The sequence below is a fragment of the Furfurilactobacillus sp. W61-4 genome, assembly GCF_057545565.1.
On the sequence record NZ_BAAJNZ010000001.1, the window covers coordinates 39,504 to 57,079 of the forward strand.

Below are 17,576 nucleotides of genomic sequence, written 5' to 3' on the forward strand. Positions count from 1 at the left end.
GAGTAATGTTTCCAGCGACATATGCATTATACCGAGTCCGTTTAAAAACGCAAACGGGCGTGTAGTAAAAGGTTTTATTGAGATAAGTTTCACGAGTTTGACATGCACCTGGAATACTAGTAGTACCATGTTGTTATTCATTTTGGTGCATAAAATGTTGGCCGGCTTATTATTGGGCCGGACAAAACTAATAGGCGTGGTCCAGCCCAGATACAACCGGTTGTTTTTTAAAAAAATCCGTTATTTTTAAATTTTTTCAAAAGATCTTTAAATTGAAGCCGGAACGAGTGATCGTTAACCGGTTACGACTGGAAAAAAGTTGGGGTTTTGCCTATACTAAAACTCAAGTCACATGTGGAAAGAAGAAGAACATGGCAAAGTTAACAGATGGCCGTGAACACGGCATCGTCAAAACATTTGATCAAGAGAAAGGCTTTGGCTTCATCGCAGTGGCGGGTAATCCAGATGTATTTGTCCATTTTTCAGCGATTGAAACGCCAGGTTTTAAGTCTTTAACGCCGGGGGAAACCGTTGAATTTGTCGTTGTGGAAGGAACCCGTGGACCACAAGCTGCTAAGGTGACAAAAACCGACCAGACCAATCAGTAGGGGTGCTCAGGCACGTCATAAAAGTTGAGGAGGATTTCAATGGATTTTGAAGAAACGGTCATTGGTATTTCGCCTAAGTATCATGGGGCGATCATTGACGTCGAAAATCAAACAGTACAATTACCAAACGGTGAAACGGCTCATCGCGATGTCGTCCATCATGCCGCGGCGGTAGCGATGCTAGCACTAACTGAAACCGGTAAGGCATTGTTTGAAGAACAATGGCGCGCGCCAATTGAACAAGCCACCATTGAAATTCCGGCCGGGAAGCTTGATGATCGCGATCGGGATAATCCTGAAGCAGCGGCCATTCGTGAGCTTAATGAAGAGACCCGTTATGCGGCTGGCGCGATTGTTCAAGTTAGTCAATTTTACACATCGGTTGGGTTTAGTGACGAATTTATGACACTGTACCTCGCCACTAACTTAACGCCGGTAACGACTGCGCTCCCACAAGATGCGGATGAAAATATTACCTTGCATGAATATACGTTGAGTGAAGCTAAACAACTTTTGGCGGATGGCAAGATCGTGGATCAAAAAACCGTCACCGCGATTTACTATTGGCAATTATTGGATGCTGGGTTAGTTACACCGGGGCCGTCGTTAATCTAGTGATTTGACTGACTCAAGGCCGGTTACACAGCAAGTGAGTGGTTCAAAAAATAAGCGAAGAGATATAAGAGGTAGATCGATGAGTGAACAACCCCAAGACTCACAGACGCCGTTGACTCGCGAGCAATATCGACAGCAAGATACGCAGCAGCCCATGTCAGCAACTAGTTCACCGAGTGGCGAGTCTCGGCGGACACAACGGGTCACGCGAGCAAAACGCCGTTGGTGGCCGTTTGGGCAAAAAAAAGCTGTCCCGAACGTCGCTAGTGAAGGGGAGCCTGAGGCACAACGGACCGCCAGTCAGCCATTAACCGGCGAACAGAAGCGTCAGCGACTCGCCCATCGCTTGAATGTCACGATTATGATATTAGTCGGCTTGATTTTGCTGGTTTACATCATTTTACGATTTGTCGGTTAACTATCGGAAATTGATAGACAACATAAGCATTAAGAGGGAGCAATTGATTCATGAAATTTGGAATTTTATGTGCCATGGATGAAGAAATTAAGAGTCTGCTTGCCCATCTAACGGATCAACAGACCACCACTATTGGTCAAGTTGACTTTTATACGGGAACCATCAGTGGTCATGAGGTGGTGTTGGTTCGTTCTGGTATTGGCAAGGTGGCCGCTGGTTTGACAACCGCGTTGTTAATTACTAATTTTGGTGTTGATATCGTGATTAATAGCGGTTCAGCAGGCGGCATCGGGAGTGGTTTAGCCGTTGGCGATGTCGTCATTGCTGATCAGACGGCCTATTGGGACGTCGACGCAACCGCCTTTGACTATGTCTATGGACAGTTACCCCAGCAACCAGCTCGTTTTGATGCGTCAACTAAGTGGGGTGCCGCGATTGAAGCGGCTGCCAAAGCGACTGGTTTGGCTACCAAACGTGGCTTGATCGTGACTGGGGACTCCTTTGTGGCCAGTGAACAAACGATTAGTCAAATCAAACAGCATTTTCCAGAAGCGTTGAGTTGTGAGATGGAGGGGGCTGCGGTTGGTCAGGTGGCCCACCAATTCAAAGTGGCATACTTGGTGATTCGTGCCATGAGTGACACAGCGGATGGCAACGCAGGAGTCTCATTTGATGAGTTTATTATTGAAGCTGGTCAAAAATCCGCCGCGATGCTGTTAAACTTTTTTGAGCACGTTTCGGCTAATCAGGCGTAACATTATGCAAGAAATGGAGGATTAGTTGTGAAGCAAATTTATTTAGATAATGCGGCGACAACCCCGATGAGTGATGAAGTGATTGCTACGATGATCGAGCAAATGCAACATGATTTTGGCAATGCTAGTTCAGTGCATTCTTTTGGTCGAGCAGCGCGGGCCGTGTTAGATGATGCTCGCCATGTCATGGCCCAAAGTATTAATGCGGCTGATGATGAAATTGTGTTTACGGCCGGTGGTACGGAAAGCAACAACACTGCCATCACTCAAACGGCGCTGGCTCGTCAGAAATTAGGTAAACGCATCATTACGACGGCCATTGAGCATGAGTCAGTGATGAAAACCACTGCTTGGCTAGCGACTCAGGGATTCGATATTGTCTACCTGCCCGTTAACGAAGCCGGTGAAATTAATCTAGCTGATTTGCAGGCTGCTTTAAATGAAGATACGATCCTTGTGTCGATTATGATGGGGAATAACGAAGTTGGTTCAACCATGCCAATTCATGAAATTGGCGAATTATTGAAAGATCATCAGGCTTGGTTCCACACAGATGCAGTTCAAACCTTTGGCTTATTGGATATCGACGTGCAGCGCGATCATATTGATTTGCTGTCTACTTCAGCACATAAAATCAATGGTCCCAAGCAAATGGGCTTTTTGTATCGTCGTGAAGGCCTTAATTTCCCTAGCTTTATGAAGGGCGGCGACCAAGAAGATAAGCGTCGGGCTGGTACGGAGAATATTCCAGCGATTGCCGGATTTGCCACAGCTGTCAAGGCAATTACCACGAACGAGAAGGCAGCGCGTCAGACTAAGTATGCTGGTTTTAAACAGATGGTTATCGACGGTTTAACCAATGCTGGCGTTGATTTTGAGGTTAACGGTAGTTTGAAACCGGAGAATTTACAACACGTTTTAAATCTATGGATTAAAGGTGTCGAAAATGACGTGACGTTAACTAACCTTGATCTGGCCGGAATTGCCGTCTCGGCAGGGTCTGCTTGTACGGCAGGATCCATCGACCCCAGTCATGTCTTAGTTGCGATGTATGGGGAAGATCAACCGCGGGTCATGCAATCTATTCGCTTGAGCTTTGGCCGCTATACAACCAAGGAGGATTTGCAAGCCTTTGTTGACGCTCTGGCAACCATGACCAAGCGATTGCAGGCGAGCAATGTCGCGCTGCATGATTAATTTTAGGAGATGAGACTTCGATGGCTTTCCAACAAGAAGTACAAGTAGCTGGTGATCCTCAAGTTTATGCGTTAAGTGCTGAATTAAAGCGGTATACATTACGGGATTTGGGCTTTCGCGAAACCAATGCTGGTGGATTTTTACTCGAACGACCACTGGACGCAAGCGTGCCTTTAGCGCGCGCAATCAAACTTAGAATGTTAGTTAATAAGGATCTTTCTGGGTTTAAACTCAGTACGGTAAATCCAAGCGGGACAGGTAGCGTGAACATCTTTACGAATGCCAACGCCGCCGTGTTGACGGAACAATATCAATTTCAAATTAATGATCTGATTGAGCGAAAAGTGTTGCGAAAAGTTGCGGCCGATGCTTGAACGGGTGTTTTAAAACGTGGTAACCCGATGTGGGTTGGCACGTTTTTTTGGTTCAAGTTGGTTGACCGTAAACGGCGCTGTAAAAGTTTAACCTATCACTAGGCTACGTGACTAACCCACTAAAAGTTGACGATATCATGGTTCACGCTCTTGCGTAAACGCGCTCACCAGGCCTGAGTCTTGTGCACAACCAACAACCGCAACCGGGCAAACACCGTCCAATTGCGATTGTCCGTTGTTGCTCAGACTCAAAACGGCCTGGTTCACGCTCTGACTTGAAAATAGTAAGTACACCGGGGTATACTGGTGGGACTGATAATTGCGACCTTCAAATCGTTGATTCTCAGAATCTATTTGAAATGATGGTGAGACCATGGTTGATCAGACTATTGATCATTCGCATACTCGTGTTGTCGTCGGCATGAGTGGTGGGGTGGATTCGTCAGTAACAGCGCTACTGTTAAAGCAGCAGGGCTACGATGTTGTCGGTGTCTTCATGAAAAATTGGGATGACACTGATGATAATGGCGTTTGTACGGCGACCGAGGATTATAAGGATGTGGCACGGGTTGCTAATGAAATTGGCATTCCCTATTACTCGGTTAATTTTGAAAAGGAATACTGGGATCGCGTCTTTACGTATTTCTTAGATGAATATAAAAAGGGTCGCACGCCGAATCCGGACGTTGTCTGTAACAAGGAAATCAAGTTCAAAGCGTTCTTAGATTACGCCTTGAAATTGGGTGCGGATTACATCGCGACAGGACATTATGCGCGTGTGACGCATGATGCGGATGGCCACAGTCATTTATTGCGTGGCTTAGACAGCAACAAGGACCAAACGTACTTTTTGAGTCAGCTATCTTCTGAGCAGTTGGATCGCGTCCTATTTCCATTAGGTGAATATGAAAAGCCACAGGTACGTCAAATTGCCGAAGAAGCAGGTTTAGCGACTGCTGAAAAGAAGGATTCCGTCGGCATTTGCTTTATTGGTGAGAAGAACTGGAAGGGCTTTTTGAACCAATATTTGCCGGCCCAAGAAGGTCAAATGATGACCTTAGCTGGAGAAGTAAAGGGGACCCACTACGGCCTGATGAACTACACCATTGGTCAGCGCAAAGGCCTTGGAATCGGTGGTCAAAAAGAGGGCGATGAGCCTTGGTTTGTGATTGGTAAAGACTTGAGCCAAAACATTCTGTATGTCGGGCAAGGTTTCGATAATCCCCATCTCTTGGCCACGAGCTTAAGCGCCTCTGACCTGAATTGGGTCAATGAGGTGACTGACAACGATTTTCACGTCACTGCGAAATTTCGCTATCGGCAAAAAGATACTGGTGTCACGGTTCATCTAAATGAGGACCAAACGACCGTTACCGTGACGTTTGATCAACCAGTTCGGGCGATCACGCCGGGACAAGCCGTTGTGTTTTATAATGGCGATGAGTGCTTAGGCAGTGGCATTATTGATTCAGCCTACAATGAAGTTAAGCAGCTCCAATACGTATAAGGTTTGTTATGCCAACAGCCACCAGCTTTCGGACAGTCGAAAGCCGGTGGTTGTTTTTTGGATTGACGGTCTAGGTTAGCGTCAGGCAGTGTTAACGCAATCGGTCAGTGGCTAAAATGTTGAGAATATAAATGGCTCAACAATCCGTTGAAACATTGACCGCTATCGCCCCGACCCTCCCGCATCACGGGTTTAATTTCCTCGTTAAAAATGGCATAATAAGAGCATTCAAACGCGAAAGGACGGGCTTGACATGACACGCATTTTTTTCATTCGTCACGGTAAAACGCAGTGGAATTTAGAAGGGCGCTATCAAGGCGCCAATGGTGATTCACCACTATTACGTCGCAGTTACGAAGAAATTGCGTTACTAGCTGATTATTTAGCGGATGTAAAGTTTGCCCACGTGTATGCCAGTCCGATTAAACGAGCTCGCCTCACTGCCATTCACTTAATCAAAGGGCTTGCTCAACCGTTGTCGCCCACTTTGGATTCTGGGTTACGCGAGTTCGAGCTCGGTAAACTAGAAGGCATGTATTTTGAGGATGTGAAGGAACAATATCCTCAGCAGTACGCCGGCTTTCGATATCATGCCGATCGTTATGATCCGACGATTATCGGTGGTGAAACATTTGCGCAGGTGATTGCGCGGATGGATCAAGTGATTCGTCGGGCCGTTGCCGCGCATCCTCAGGATGATGCCAACTTATTAGTGGTTTCTCACGGGGCCGCTTTGAACGCCGGAATCAATGGTTTATTGAATATTCCAATGTCACAGATGCGTGCGGCAGGTGGTTTGGCAAACACGAGTACGACGATTCTAGAATCAACTGATGGTGGTCGAACTTTCACCCAATTAGCACGTAATCTGACGGCTTATTTAGCCGAGCAACCAGATGCGACAAATACGATTTAGTCTAAGCAATGAAGACACTTATGAAGGGATGGGTGAAATGAGCGAGAAAGACGGGCAACAGGCACAAGCTGCCGCCAGTGCGACAGTCAAGAAGTTGGTCAAAGCCATCGACGCCAATCCTAAGGATGCTCAATTGGTCTACCAGCTGGCAACGGTATTAACTGAAATGCAAGATTACGAACAGGCCGAAGAGCTACTAATGAAGATGTTAGGGCAATTTCACAGTGACCTAGCCGCTACTGATTTACTCACGTATGGGTTAGGTAATGTGTACTATCAAGCTGCGGCTTATGACCAGGCGGCGCAGACGTTTGCAAAAGTACGGACAGACAAACGTAAATTAGATGCTTATTTAATGTTAGCTGAAACCTATATACAGCAAAAGGATTATCAAAAGGCCTTTGCCTTTGCCTTGACTGTGCATGATCAACGAGCAACCGATCCGGTGGTTAACGCATTACTGGGTGACATTCTTTTAGCAATGGGCAATTTCCAGCAGGCAGCCGATTTTTACGATCAAGCACTGGCAAAACAGGCCGCTGATGGACGACTGAACTTTAACCGTGGATTGGTCGCGATGGCGTTAGGGCAAGATGAGCAACCATTTATGGTGGTGGCTAAAAAGTTGGATCCAGCCTATGTGGCCCAATCCGCTCAACGCGTTAACGATATTGCGACGCTCATCCATAAGCACGAATCTTCAGATCCTGATCAAGAAGAGTAGGTGATCAATATGGCTACACAAGGAACGCTTTTTGAGGAAGATTCAACCTTTGAACCAGATTATGTGGTTGGCAAAGTTGCCGCCATTTTTTTTAGCAGTCCCGACTCTTTTTATAAGGTGCTGTTAGTGAAGGTGGATCATAGCAGTTTGGACTGGGCGGATGATGAGGTTGTCGTGACCGGTTCGTTTGGAGAGGTCACGGAAGAGACGACATACCGATTTATCGGTAAAATGATTGAACATCCTAAATATGGTAAACAATTTGCTGCCAGCAATTATGAAAATGAAACGCCGACGACGAAAACTGGTCTTGTTAAATATCTATCCTCGGATCAATTTCCAGGACTAGGCAAGAAGACCGCGGAACGGTTAGTAGATACGTTAGGAACCGACTTAATTGACAAGATTATTGCAGACCCAGCAGTCTTAACATCCCTGGGTTTAAAGACCGAGGTGCGCGACCATTTGGTAACGGTGCTGACGGAAAATCATGGCACGGATCAGATCATTATCGGATTGAATGGCCTAGGCTTTGGCAGCCAATTGGCCGCGACGATTTTTGAAGCCTATCGACAGGATACGATGCGCGTTATTCAAGAAAATCCGTATCGATTAGCCGAAGACATCAACGGTGTCAGCTTCAAACGAGCGGATCAGATTGCCGAACAACTGGGGTTTGATGCAGATGCTCCGGGCCGGCTACGAGCAGCGCTATTAGAAACGATTACGAATCTATGCTTTTCTACTGGGGATACTTATGCGGCGTTAACGCCGGTGTTAAACGGCGCCACTTCGTTATTGGAGCAGGCGCGCCCAGTACAGGTTGCACCTAATGATCTGGCAGATCAATTACTGGCTCTAGCCAAGGATCAAAAAATTGTTGGGACCAAGCAACAAGTTTATTTAAAGTCGCTATACGACAGTGAATGGGGTGCCGCCGAGCAATTGATGCGACTCCATCAGCAGCAAGCAGCGCTCAGTGCTGATGACACAGATTGGGATCATGAGATTCGGTGGGTCCAAAAGCAATTGGATATTGATTACGACGCCGATCAAGTGGCCGCTTTGAAGACGGCAATCACCGCACCTGTTTCGCTACTGACCGGTGGGCCAGGAACAGGTAAAACGACCATTATCAATGGACTAGTGGCACTTTTTGCTCACTTACATGACATTTCCTTGGACGTGAATGAGTATGAAGCTGGTACCTTTCCAATTTTATTGGCGGCGCCAACTGGTCGAGCGGCTAAACGTATGAGTGAAGTCACGGATTTACCAGCTAGCACGATTCATCGGTTGCTTGGACTGACGGGCCGTGAAACCAGTGACGCGGAGACGAGCGGACACGAACTAAGTGGTGGACTGTTAATTGTCGATGAGATGTCGATGGTCGATACCTTCTTATTTAAAACGCTGATGGCGGCTATTCCAGATGGGATGCAAGTTGTTTTGGTCGGGGACCGAGATCAACTGCCATCGGTTGGGCCGGGACAAGTGTTTGCTGATTTATTAAATTCCGCTTGTTTGCCAGCAACGCAACTAACGACGATCTACCGACAAGCGGATGCTTCGTCAATCATTCCTTTGGCGCACGCCATTAAAACTGGTCATCTACCTGCTGACTTTACTGTTAATCAAGCCGACCGGAGTTTTTTTGCGGCTTATCCCAATCAGGTGGTACCGCTGATTAGTCAGGTGGTAGAACGAGCGCAAGCGCGCGGCTTTGCCAAAAGTGATATTCAGGTATTGGCCCCGATGTATCGCGGCGCTGCCGGAATTAATGCGCTCAATGCCGCTTTACAGACGATCCTTAACCCACCCCGGTCGGCGAAAACGAAGCAATTAACGGCTCATGGTGAACAATTTCGGATCGGTGATAAAGTTCTTCATTTGGTTAATAGCCCCGAACATAATGTCTTTAATGGTGACATGGGCGAAATCGTGGGTATTGACTTAGCAAGTGATAAAACTAATGAAGACAAAGTCGATAAGCTAACCTTAGCTTTTGAACAGACGGAAGTTGAGTACACGCGCCAACAATTTGATCGGATCACACTAGCTTATTGTGTCTCGATTCATAAAGCGCAAGGGTCACAATTCAAATTGGTGATCCTGCCACTAGTGCCCCAATTTCGGCGAATGTTACAACGTAATTTGTTATATACAGCGGTGACACGCGCCCAGCAATGGCTGATCCTGGTTGGTGATGAGCACGCCTTTAGTGAAGCGGCCCATAACGAATCTGCCAACCGCCATACGACATTGCCGCAACGATTACGTCAAGTATTTGGTCAGGAAACGGAAACCACAACTGAAGCTCAAGCGACAGCCAAAACGACCAAGCAGGTTCAACCGACTGATTCTGCACCGATCATTCATGATGCGCCAGTCGAGCCGGCGGGGACAATTTTAACAACTAAGCTCATCTTGAGTGGTACAGTGGACCCAATGATTGGCATGGCGGGGATGACGCCAGCCTCATTTGCTGTGTCACGGACAGACACGCAATCAATTGACTAATAATCGAGGGAGTGACACAGATGGCGCACAATCCAACTACTGCGGCGCAACAAGATGCCGCCATCGCTGAGCATTGGCGGCTGAACACCGGCTTGTTTTTGGCGGCACAAAATTTTTTTCTATTTGGGTCTTCTTCGGTTTTCTTTGCAATCCTGTGGTACATCGCCTTGAAGGCCTCATCAGGAACGTGGATGATGCTGGCGACATTGGCTCAGAGTTTACCACAAATTCTGGTTTCCTTGTGGGCGGGGGTGTGGGCTGATCGGTGTAATCGACGTAATTTGCTAATGTGGGCTACCGGCATGGTCACCGTAGTCACGTTGGGCATCGCGTTGATGTTTTATTTTGGATGGCGCGATTTATGGTTATTGCTCTTGATTGCGGCGGTCCGTTCGTTAGGGACCGGGGTTGAAATGCCAGTCGGCAACGCGCTATTACCGCAGTTAGCACCGCGAGCTCAGTTGACGCGAATGAATGGCTTAAACCAATTAATCAACGCCGGTTTACTGCTCATTACCCCCATCGTGTCGGGATTGATTTTAAGCCGTTTGGGGATCATTTTTATTTTCGTCGTTGATGTCGTCACCGCCTCGATTGGTTTATTATTACTAGCTGGTATTCGAATCGCGCCCAGTGTAGTGGCCTTTCAGAAAAAGAGTGCCGGGGTGGTCACGTCTACGTTGGCTGAAATTGGCAGTGGCTTACGATTTACGTTTGCACATGGGTTCATGCGCTGGTTTATGATCCTGATTGCCTTATCCTTTGTGCTAATTGCGCCAAGTTCACAGTTATCGACCTTATTTGTGAAGCAAACCTTTGGTAGCAAGGTCATGCTGCTGACGCTAAATGAATTACTGTGGACGGCCGGGGCTACGATTGGTGGTATTTGGATCAGCAGTCACCATCAACTACCACATAAAATTCGCACCATTGCCATTGCGTTGGGTGTGTCCGGCGTGGCTTTTGCGGCAATGGGCATTGCGCGGCCATTTCCTTGGTATCTGTTCTTCATGTTTATCAGTGGGATTGCGATGCCGATTATCACTGCTACCAGCAATATCCTGATTCAAGAAGCGGTCACGCCTAACATGATGGGGCGAGTTTTTTCGATTTTTCAAATTGTTTCGACAGGAATTTATCCCATTGCCATGCTATTCTTTGGTCCTTTAGCAGACGTAGTTGCGATCAAATGGATCTTCGTGGCCAGTGGACTGGTCTTGATCGTCGTTGCCTGGTATTTCAACAATGTCCTTCAGCGGATTGGCGAACCGCACCGTGAGGGTTAATTGGTGAGTTCGGATGAAAGTGGCGTGCCTCATACGCTGACATAAACGTGTTCGCCATCACTGAAGACTGTGCACAACCAGTAATCACTACCGGGTGAAGCCCCCCGTCCGTGATTCCCAGTTGTTGCTCGCCTTCACCCGCGATGGCTCTTTTTTAAAACGCGCTTACCAGGCCTGAGTCTTGTGCACAACCAACAACCGCACCCGGGCAAACACCGCCCAACTGCGATTGTACGTTGTTGCTCAGACTCAAAACGGCCTGGTTCACGCTCTCTGGGGGTGTTCACCCTTGGTTTTTTTTGCGATAATAGGCATATTGAACAATTGCAGTGGAGGCAATCATGAGCGAACAACACACCAATGGTGATATTAAACTATTTGCATTAAACACAAACCGCGCGTTGGCTGAAAAAATTGCAGCCTCAATCGATATTCCCTTAAGCCCGGCGACGATCAGTACATTTGCCGATGGTGAAATTGCGATTAGCATTGACGAAAGTGTCCGGGGTTGCGAAGCGTACGTCATCCAATCCGTTAGTGATCCAGTCAACAGTTCTTTTATGCAAGTGATGATCATGGTCGATGCATTACGTCGGGCTAGTGCGGGACAAATTAATGTGGTCTTACCTTATTACGGTTATGCGCGTGCCGATCGCAAGGCTCGTTCTCGCGAACCAATTACGGCTAAGCTAGTTGCTAATTTTTTGGAAATCGATGGGGTGGATCGTGTGTTGACCCTTGATCTACATGCTGACCAAGTCCAAGGTTTCTTTAACATTCCGGTGGACCATTTGTTAGCCGCACCATTGTTGGCAAAATACTTCTATACTCATGATTTATTAGATAATGTGGTGGTTGTCGCTCCTGATCATGCAGGCGTGTCCCGGGCTCGCAATTTCGCCGAATTGTTAAAGGCTCCGATCGCCATCATTGATAATCGTTCCGAAGATAAATTTGACCCAGAGCCCGATTCCATTATTGGTGATGTTCAAGACAAAAATGCGATCATTATCGATGACATGATCGACACGGCGGATCGGATGGCCTTATCCGCCAATATTTTAAAGGCTGGAGGTGCCAAGCACACTTACGCAGTGGCGACTCATCCGATCTTTTCGGGCAATGCGGCGGCAACCTTGGCTAATTCACAGTTAGATCGAGTGATTGTGACGGATTCAATTGGGGTACCAGCGGAAAAGGCGTTTGATAAACTTGTTGTGATTTCAGTCGCTGATCTGATGGGGGAAGCCATCATGCGGATTCATAATAATCAGCCGGTTGATGAACTCTTCATCAGTAAACAAAATCCTGATGTGAAATTGCGGTAAGGACCGCCAATTACGTCAAGGATTGAAGAAAATTTGCGTTAAATCCAATCAAGATTTAACGTTTTTTATTTGGTTCTTAAAAAATGTTTTAAACACTTTTTTACCTTAACTTATTCCAACAAACCACTGCGCGCCTGGTGACCCGTCGGCGCAGAAAACAACCACTCGTTTTCATCTTTAAAATGAGCTAGAATTAATAACTGAATTGATTAGTTAATAGTTTGTCAGTAATTGACAGCACAGTGGCGGAGGGGGATTAACAAGATGTATCAAGCAGATGAACAACGTTATGATAAAATGCCTGTTCGAAGGGTTGCAGACACCGGTTTTATGTTGCCTGCTGTGAGTTTTGGACTTTGGCGTAACTTAGGCGATCAACAACCATATGCCAATAGTCGGGAATTAATTTTATCAGCTTTTGATCACGGTATTTTTAGTTTTGATAACGCCTCAAACTACGGGCCCAGTAATGGATCTGCTGAAGAGACATTCGGCCGAGTTTTTGAGCAAGATTTGAAGCCTTATCGCAATGAATTGGTGATTACAACCAAAGCTGGTTTCCACATGTGGCCTGGGCCATATGGTGAATTTTCTTCACGGAAAACACTGATGAACGCACTGGAACTTTCATTGACGCGCATGCATCTGGACTATGTCGATGTCTTTTACATGCATCGTTTCGACCCACACACTTCATTAGAAGAACAGGTTGAAACGTTGGATTTGATGGTTCGACAAGGGAAAACATTGTATGTTGGTATCTCTAATTTTGATGCGAAACAAACCGCGGCGATCACCAAATTGTTCAAAGAACATCATACGCCATTTGTGGTGAACCAGAGTAGTTACAATATGATCAACCGCACCGTCGAAACAGATGGATTATTAGACGTGTTACGAAGTGATCAACGGGGCTTAGTGGCTTATGGCCCGCTTGCGGAAGGATTGCTCACGGATCGATATCTACAGGGAATCCCCGATGACATGCCAATTCATTGGAGTAATCAATGGGCCCTGGATCAAGGCGCAGATAAGTTAGTGAAGAAGCTCAATGATTTGAATCAAATTGCGACTGATCGCGGGCAGACGCTGGCACAAATGGCCTTGGCCTGGTTATTGCATGATGATGTCGTGGCCAGCGTTGTGATTGGGGCTAGCCACATCGACCATCTGTTGAATAATTTGAAAGCAGTTGACCAATTGAGCTTTACAGATGATGAATTAACCCAGATCAATACGATTCTCAATCGATAAAAATAATTATTTTAATGAGAAACAAGGAAATAATCTCATGATTTTCTCAACTTTCTCGTTGACAGGTGATTTTCAATGCGCTACTATCTTAGTTAATTTCATGAGACCGAAACAATATGAACAGGAGAGTAGTCTTCGTAAAGCTATCCAGAAAGCCTGAGTTGCTGAGAACAGGCGAGTGGCACGAAAACGAACATGGCCTGCGATTGGTTTTATCGAGCGCACTGCGTAAGATAAAAATGACTTGGCGCCCATTATCGCGCACACCGACAATTCCTGGGGAGTTCTAGACCCCTAGGGGGCGACGGTTGGTGAGAGACTAAATGTGAATTTAGTCTGAATTTAGAATGGTAACGCGGGCTGCTCGCTTCTAATCAATTTGATTAGAAGCGGGCTTTTTTAGTCAGCAAGTCATCATCGGTTGTCTTAATGAAGTGGTCATTAACGTCATGATTATTTTTAAATGAAGTGCGAATTGAGGAGGAACAACGGGATGAATAAAAAAACAAAACAGGTATTATTGAGTTTGACAGCGGTTTTTGCACTTATTTTGGTCCTAGCTGGGTGTGGTAAATCAGCTAGTAAGCAAACGACGACAATTAAGGTCGGCATTGTCGGAACCGACGACGAGAAGATTTGGAAGCCGATTGCCAGCAAGGTTAAGAAGGATGGGATTAACTTAAAAATTGTGACATTCACAGATTACACCCAACCTAATCAAGCCTTAAATGACAAACAAATTGATATTAATGCCTTTCAGCACTACTATTTCTTGGATCAATGGAACAAGGCGCATAAGACGGACATTACCTCAGTGGGTAAGACGGTCGTGGCACCTTTAGGTTTGTTCAGCAAAAAGATAAAGAAGACCAGCGAGTTTAAAAAGGGCGATTCAATTGTGATTCCAAATGACGCCACCAACGAAGGCCGAGCCTTAAACCTGTTGAAGAATGCCGGCTTAATTAAGTTAAATCAGGCGAAATTACCAACGACTAAAGATATTACTAGCAATCCGAAATCATTAAAGATCACAGCGGTTGCCGCTGATCAAACGCCGCGTTCATTAGATTCTGTCACTGCTGCTGTCGTCAATAACACCTTTGCGGTTGATGCCGGATTGAACATCAAGCATGCGGTTTACGCTGAAAAGATTGATCAGAACGTTAAGCCTTATATCAATATCATTGCTGCGCGCAAAGCGGACAAAAATAAGCAGGCAATTAAAGAAATCGTCAAAGCTTACCAGAGCGAACGCAATGCGAAGCTCATTCAAAAAGACTTCCATGGTACCGAATTGCCAGCATGGAATTTGAAAATCGCCAAATAATATTTGATTAATCGCCAGGCTGGATCTGTGATTTCGGCTTGGCTTACATAGAACAAGCAAAAAATGTTTAAAATAGTGTTTGTTTCAAAGAGAAAGGATATGAATTATGGCAGAAGCAACCCCGATGATCGAACTAAGCGGGATCGACGTAACATTTAAAGAGGCCGCTCGAACGGTTTCGGCAGTTAAGCAGGTTGATCTAACCGTCAATAAAGGCGATATCTACGGTATTGTGGGCTATTCAGGCGCTGGTAAAAGTACGTTGGTTCGCGTGATCAATCAACTTCAACCACAGACTAATGGCACGGTCACAGTTAATGGTCAGCGGCTCGATCAGTTACATGGTAAAGCTTTACGTCAAGCGCGGACTAAGATTGGCATGATCTTTCAACACTTTAATTTAATGAATGAACGAACAATTGGCGACAATGTTCGTTTTCCCCTCTTGTTGGGAACGTCATTAAACAAACAACAGCAACTGGATAAAGTTGATGAATTATTGGCGCTGGTGGGCTTGTCTGATAAGAAGAACGATTATCCGGCCCAATTGTCTGGTGGTCAAAAGCAACGGGTCGCGATTGCCCGAGCCTTGGCAAATGACCCAGAAATTTTAATTTCTGACGAGGCCACGTCTGCGTTGGATCCGAAAACCACGGGTTCCATTTTAGCTTTATTAAAGCGGCTAAATGAAACTTTGGGTCTAACCGTGGTGTTAATCACGCATGAAATGCAAGCGGTGAAAGCCATCTGTAATCGAGTTGCAGTGATGCAAAGTGGTGAAATTATTGAGCGTGGCGATTTATTAACGATTTTTTCAAATCCAAAAGAACAGTTAACTCAAGAATTCATCGAAACTTCAACGCAGGTGGATTCAGCACTGAAAAATGTTGTTGCGCAGCCACGGATTCAGCAATTGGGTGCTGATGAACGATTGGTCGTTCTCTCATATGCCGGCGCTTCTACAGATGATCCCTTGATTGCCCAGCTGTACGAGCAATTTAAAGTCACTCCCAATATCATTTTTGGGAATGTTGAAATTCTACAGGAAACGCCGGTCGGGACGTTAGGACTAGTTTTAAGTGGCACTGGCACTGCTGTTGATGATGCGTTGGCTTATGTTAAAGGGCAAGGCGTGCATGTTCGTGTTATTGACGTGCCCAAATATCGAGCGGAGTTAGCTAAAAAGGCGGCCGCAGAAAACCGTGGGGAGGTAGACGCATGACGACATTAATTGCAAGCGGGTTCTGGACCTCATTGATGCCAAATGTGATCGCGAATAAGGATGTCTTCATTCAGTCGACTTGGGAAACGATTTACATGACATTGGTTTCGGGCTTGGTCGCCGGAATTCTCGGCTTATTGATGGGGATTATTTTAGTTGTGACCGCCCCAGGAGGCATCCTTGTTAATCCTAGTGTTTACTGGATTCTTGATAAATTGGTCAACATCTTTCGATCCATACCGTTCATTATTTTATTAGCTGTGATTGCGCCGTTTACACGACTGATTGTCGGGACCTCAATTGGAACCACTGCAGCACTCGTTCCATTAACGATTGGGTGTGCCCCATTCTATGCTCGTCAGGTTCAAAATGCTTTATTTGATGTTGATCGAGGAATTATTGAAGCAGCTGAAGCCGTGGGCGCTTCACCCATGCAAATTATTTTTCGCGTCTATTTACGTGAGGCCTTGCCGGACCTCATCAGAACCTCGGTCGTGACGATTATTTCGCTGATCGGACTGACTGCGATGGCGGGGGCCATCGGTGGTGGTGGATTAGGGAACACAGCGATTAGCATTGGTTATGACCGATTCGAAAATGATATCACGGTCATGGCGATGATCATTATTTTAGTCATCGTTTTCTTAGTTCAAATCGTGGGTGACTGGTTTGCCCGGCGGACAGATCATCGATAAACTTTGTCAGCTACAGAACGAAACGATTAGTTTACTTAGGTTGCGCTAGTCAATTTAAATCAGCCCGCCTGTCGGAACCTCGACAGACAGGCTGATTTGTGGTTTTTAGTGAGTGATGATGACGACAGAAATTAGCTAAATTGTGCACAAACAGTTGGTTGTGCTCGACCAGCATGGTAGACTGACTGTAAGTCATCCGCAAAAGGATGAGGCATTTAAAAACGAAGTGGTCGCGGGTAACTGAAGCTCACCACAATAAGGAGTCTTTTAAATGAACTGGAATTCAACGCGTCGAATGTTCGACTGGTACAGTTTTGCTTTGGGGATCTTGTTTGTTATTGCTGGCTTGATGACCTTTTTTAATCCAGCTTCAAGCTTATTGGCGATTGTTGTCATGTTTGGGATTGTTGCGCTTGTGGCCGGTATTTATCAAGTGTGGTTTCACGATGACGTTCGTCGATTACTAGGGCGCGCGCCCATCTGGTTGCTAATTAGTGGCATTCTTGATATTGTGATTGGCGCCTTTTTAATCCTTCATTTAGGTATTGGTATGCGCGTGTTGCCATACTTCTTTGCCGTATGGTTTATTTTCGATTCGCTAGCTGGACTGGTCACGGCTAGCCTCTTACGAACTTTTGACAAGCAGTACTTTTGGATCAGCGTGATCCTTGATGTCATTGGGGTCATTTTGGGCTTTCTATTATTATTCAAACCAGTGGTCTCAGCATTAACGCTGGCGACATTAGTTAGCCTATACCTATTGATTTATGGTGCGTATCACATTATGCGCGCGTTCTAGAAGCGTCATTGACTTAGCGAAAAGGGGAGCA

At 46.0% G+C, this 17,576-nt stretch carries 17 protein-coding genes; all 17 read left to right on the top strand.

The annotated features are described in order from the left end of the window. Positions 1-371 precede the first annotated feature (371 nt). The 17 genes from AC27FN_RS00275 (at position 372) to AC27FN_RS00355 (ending at position 17,545) form a co-directional block, all read left to right on the top strand. Positions 372-608 (top strand): cold shock domain-containing protein, encoded by a 237-nt coding sequence (locus tag AC27FN_RS00275; protein ID WP_487166035.1) that lies wholly within the window; start codon positions 372-374, stop codon positions 606-608. Positions 609-647: 39 nt separating this feature from the next. After that, on the top strand, positions 648-1,223 hold the full coding sequence (locus tag AC27FN_RS00280) for an NUDIX hydrolase (RefSeq protein ID WP_487166036.1): 576 nt from the start codon (positions 648-650) through the stop codon (positions 1,221-1,223). A 79-nt stretch (positions 1,224-1,302) separates the two neighbouring features. Continuing rightward, a complete protein-coding gene (locus AC27FN_RS00285; protein WP_487166037.1) occupies positions 1,303-1,641 on the top strand; it encodes a hypothetical protein in 339 nt (112 codons plus the stop codon). Between the two features lie 50 nt (positions 1,642-1,691). Next, on the top strand, positions 1,692-2,396 hold the full coding sequence (locus AC27FN_RS00290) for a 5'-methylthioadenosine/adenosylhomocysteine nucleosidase (RefSeq protein WP_487166038.1): 705 nt from the start codon (positions 1,692-1,694) through the stop codon (positions 2,394-2,396). 27 nt (positions 2,397-2,423) lie between these two features. Further along, complete coding sequence (locus AC27FN_RS00295) at positions 2,424-3,593, top strand: cysteine desulfurase family protein (protein WP_487166039.1); 1,170 nt, start codon at positions 2,424-2,426, stop codon at positions 3,591-3,593. 20 nt (positions 3,594-3,613) lie between these two features. Beyond that, the gene (locus AC27FN_RS00300; protein WP_487166040.1) at positions 3,614-3,967 is read left to right on the top strand and encodes a DUF1831 domain-containing protein; all 354 of its coding nucleotides are present in this window, start codon (positions 3,614-3,616) and stop codon (positions 3,965-3,967) included. Between the two features lie 373 nt (positions 3,968-4,340). Then, positions 4,341-5,474, top strand: a complete 1,134-nt coding sequence (gene mnmA / locus AC27FN_RS00305; protein WP_487166041.1) for a tRNA 2-thiouridine(34) synthase MnmA — start codon at positions 4,341-4,343, stop codon at positions 5,472-5,474. 253 nt (positions 5,475-5,727) lie between these two features. Then, complete coding sequence (locus AC27FN_RS00310; protein ID WP_487166042.1) at positions 5,728-6,390, top strand: histidine phosphatase family protein; 663 nt, start codon at positions 5,728-5,730, stop codon at positions 6,388-6,390. Further along, entirely contained in the window at positions 6,371-7,114 is a 744-nt protein-coding gene (locus tag AC27FN_RS00315) for a tetratricopeptide repeat protein (RefSeq protein WP_487166043.1), read from the top strand. Before AC27FN_RS00310 ends, AC27FN_RS00315 begins: the two co-directional genes overlap by 20 nt. A gap of 9 nt (positions 7,115-7,123) precedes the next feature. Next, positions 7,124-9,634 (top strand): SF1B family DNA helicase RecD2, encoded by a 2,511-nt coding sequence (recD2, locus tag AC27FN_RS00320; RefSeq protein ID WP_487166044.1) that lies wholly within the window; start codon positions 7,124-7,126, stop codon positions 9,632-9,634. 20 nt (positions 9,635-9,654) lie between these two features. Then, positions 9,655-10,920, top strand: coding sequence for an MFS transporter (locus AC27FN_RS00325; RefSeq protein ID WP_487166045.1), 1,266 nt, complete (start codon positions 9,655-9,657; stop codon positions 10,918-10,920). Positions 10,921-11,261: 341 nt separating this feature from the next. Beyond that, on the top strand, positions 11,262-12,248 hold the full coding sequence (locus AC27FN_RS00330) for a ribose-phosphate diphosphokinase (RefSeq protein ID WP_487166046.1): 987 nt from the start codon (positions 11,262-11,264) through the stop codon (positions 12,246-12,248). Positions 12,249-12,512: 264 nt separating this feature from the next. Then, positions 12,513-13,502, top strand: a complete 990-nt coding sequence (locus AC27FN_RS00335) for an aldo/keto reductase (protein ID WP_487166047.1) — start codon at positions 12,513-12,515, stop codon at positions 13,500-13,502. 493 nt (positions 13,503-13,995) lie between these two features. Beyond that, on the top strand, positions 13,996-14,829 hold the full coding sequence (locus AC27FN_RS00340) for a MetQ/NlpA family ABC transporter substrate-binding protein (protein ID WP_487166048.1): 834 nt from the start codon (positions 13,996-13,998) through the stop codon (positions 14,827-14,829). Between the two features lie 106 nt (positions 14,830-14,935). Then, positions 14,936-16,051, top strand: a complete 1,116-nt coding sequence (locus AC27FN_RS00345; RefSeq protein ID WP_487166049.1) for a methionine ABC transporter ATP-binding protein — start codon at positions 14,936-14,938, stop codon at positions 16,049-16,051. Beyond that, positions 16,048-16,746 carry a methionine ABC transporter permease gene (locus AC27FN_RS00350; protein WP_487166050.1) on the top strand — a complete coding sequence of 233 codons (699 nt, stop codon included), beginning with the start codon at positions 16,048-16,050 and terminating at the stop codon, positions 16,744-16,746. Before AC27FN_RS00345 ends, AC27FN_RS00350 begins: the two co-directional genes overlap by 4 nt. A gap of 271 nt (positions 16,747-17,017) precedes the next feature. Beyond that, the gene (locus AC27FN_RS00355; RefSeq protein WP_487166051.1) at positions 17,018-17,545 is read left to right on the top strand and encodes an HdeD family acid-resistance protein; all 528 of its coding nucleotides are present in this window, start codon (positions 17,018-17,020) and stop codon (positions 17,543-17,545) included. Positions 17,546-17,576: the final 31 nt, after the last annotated feature.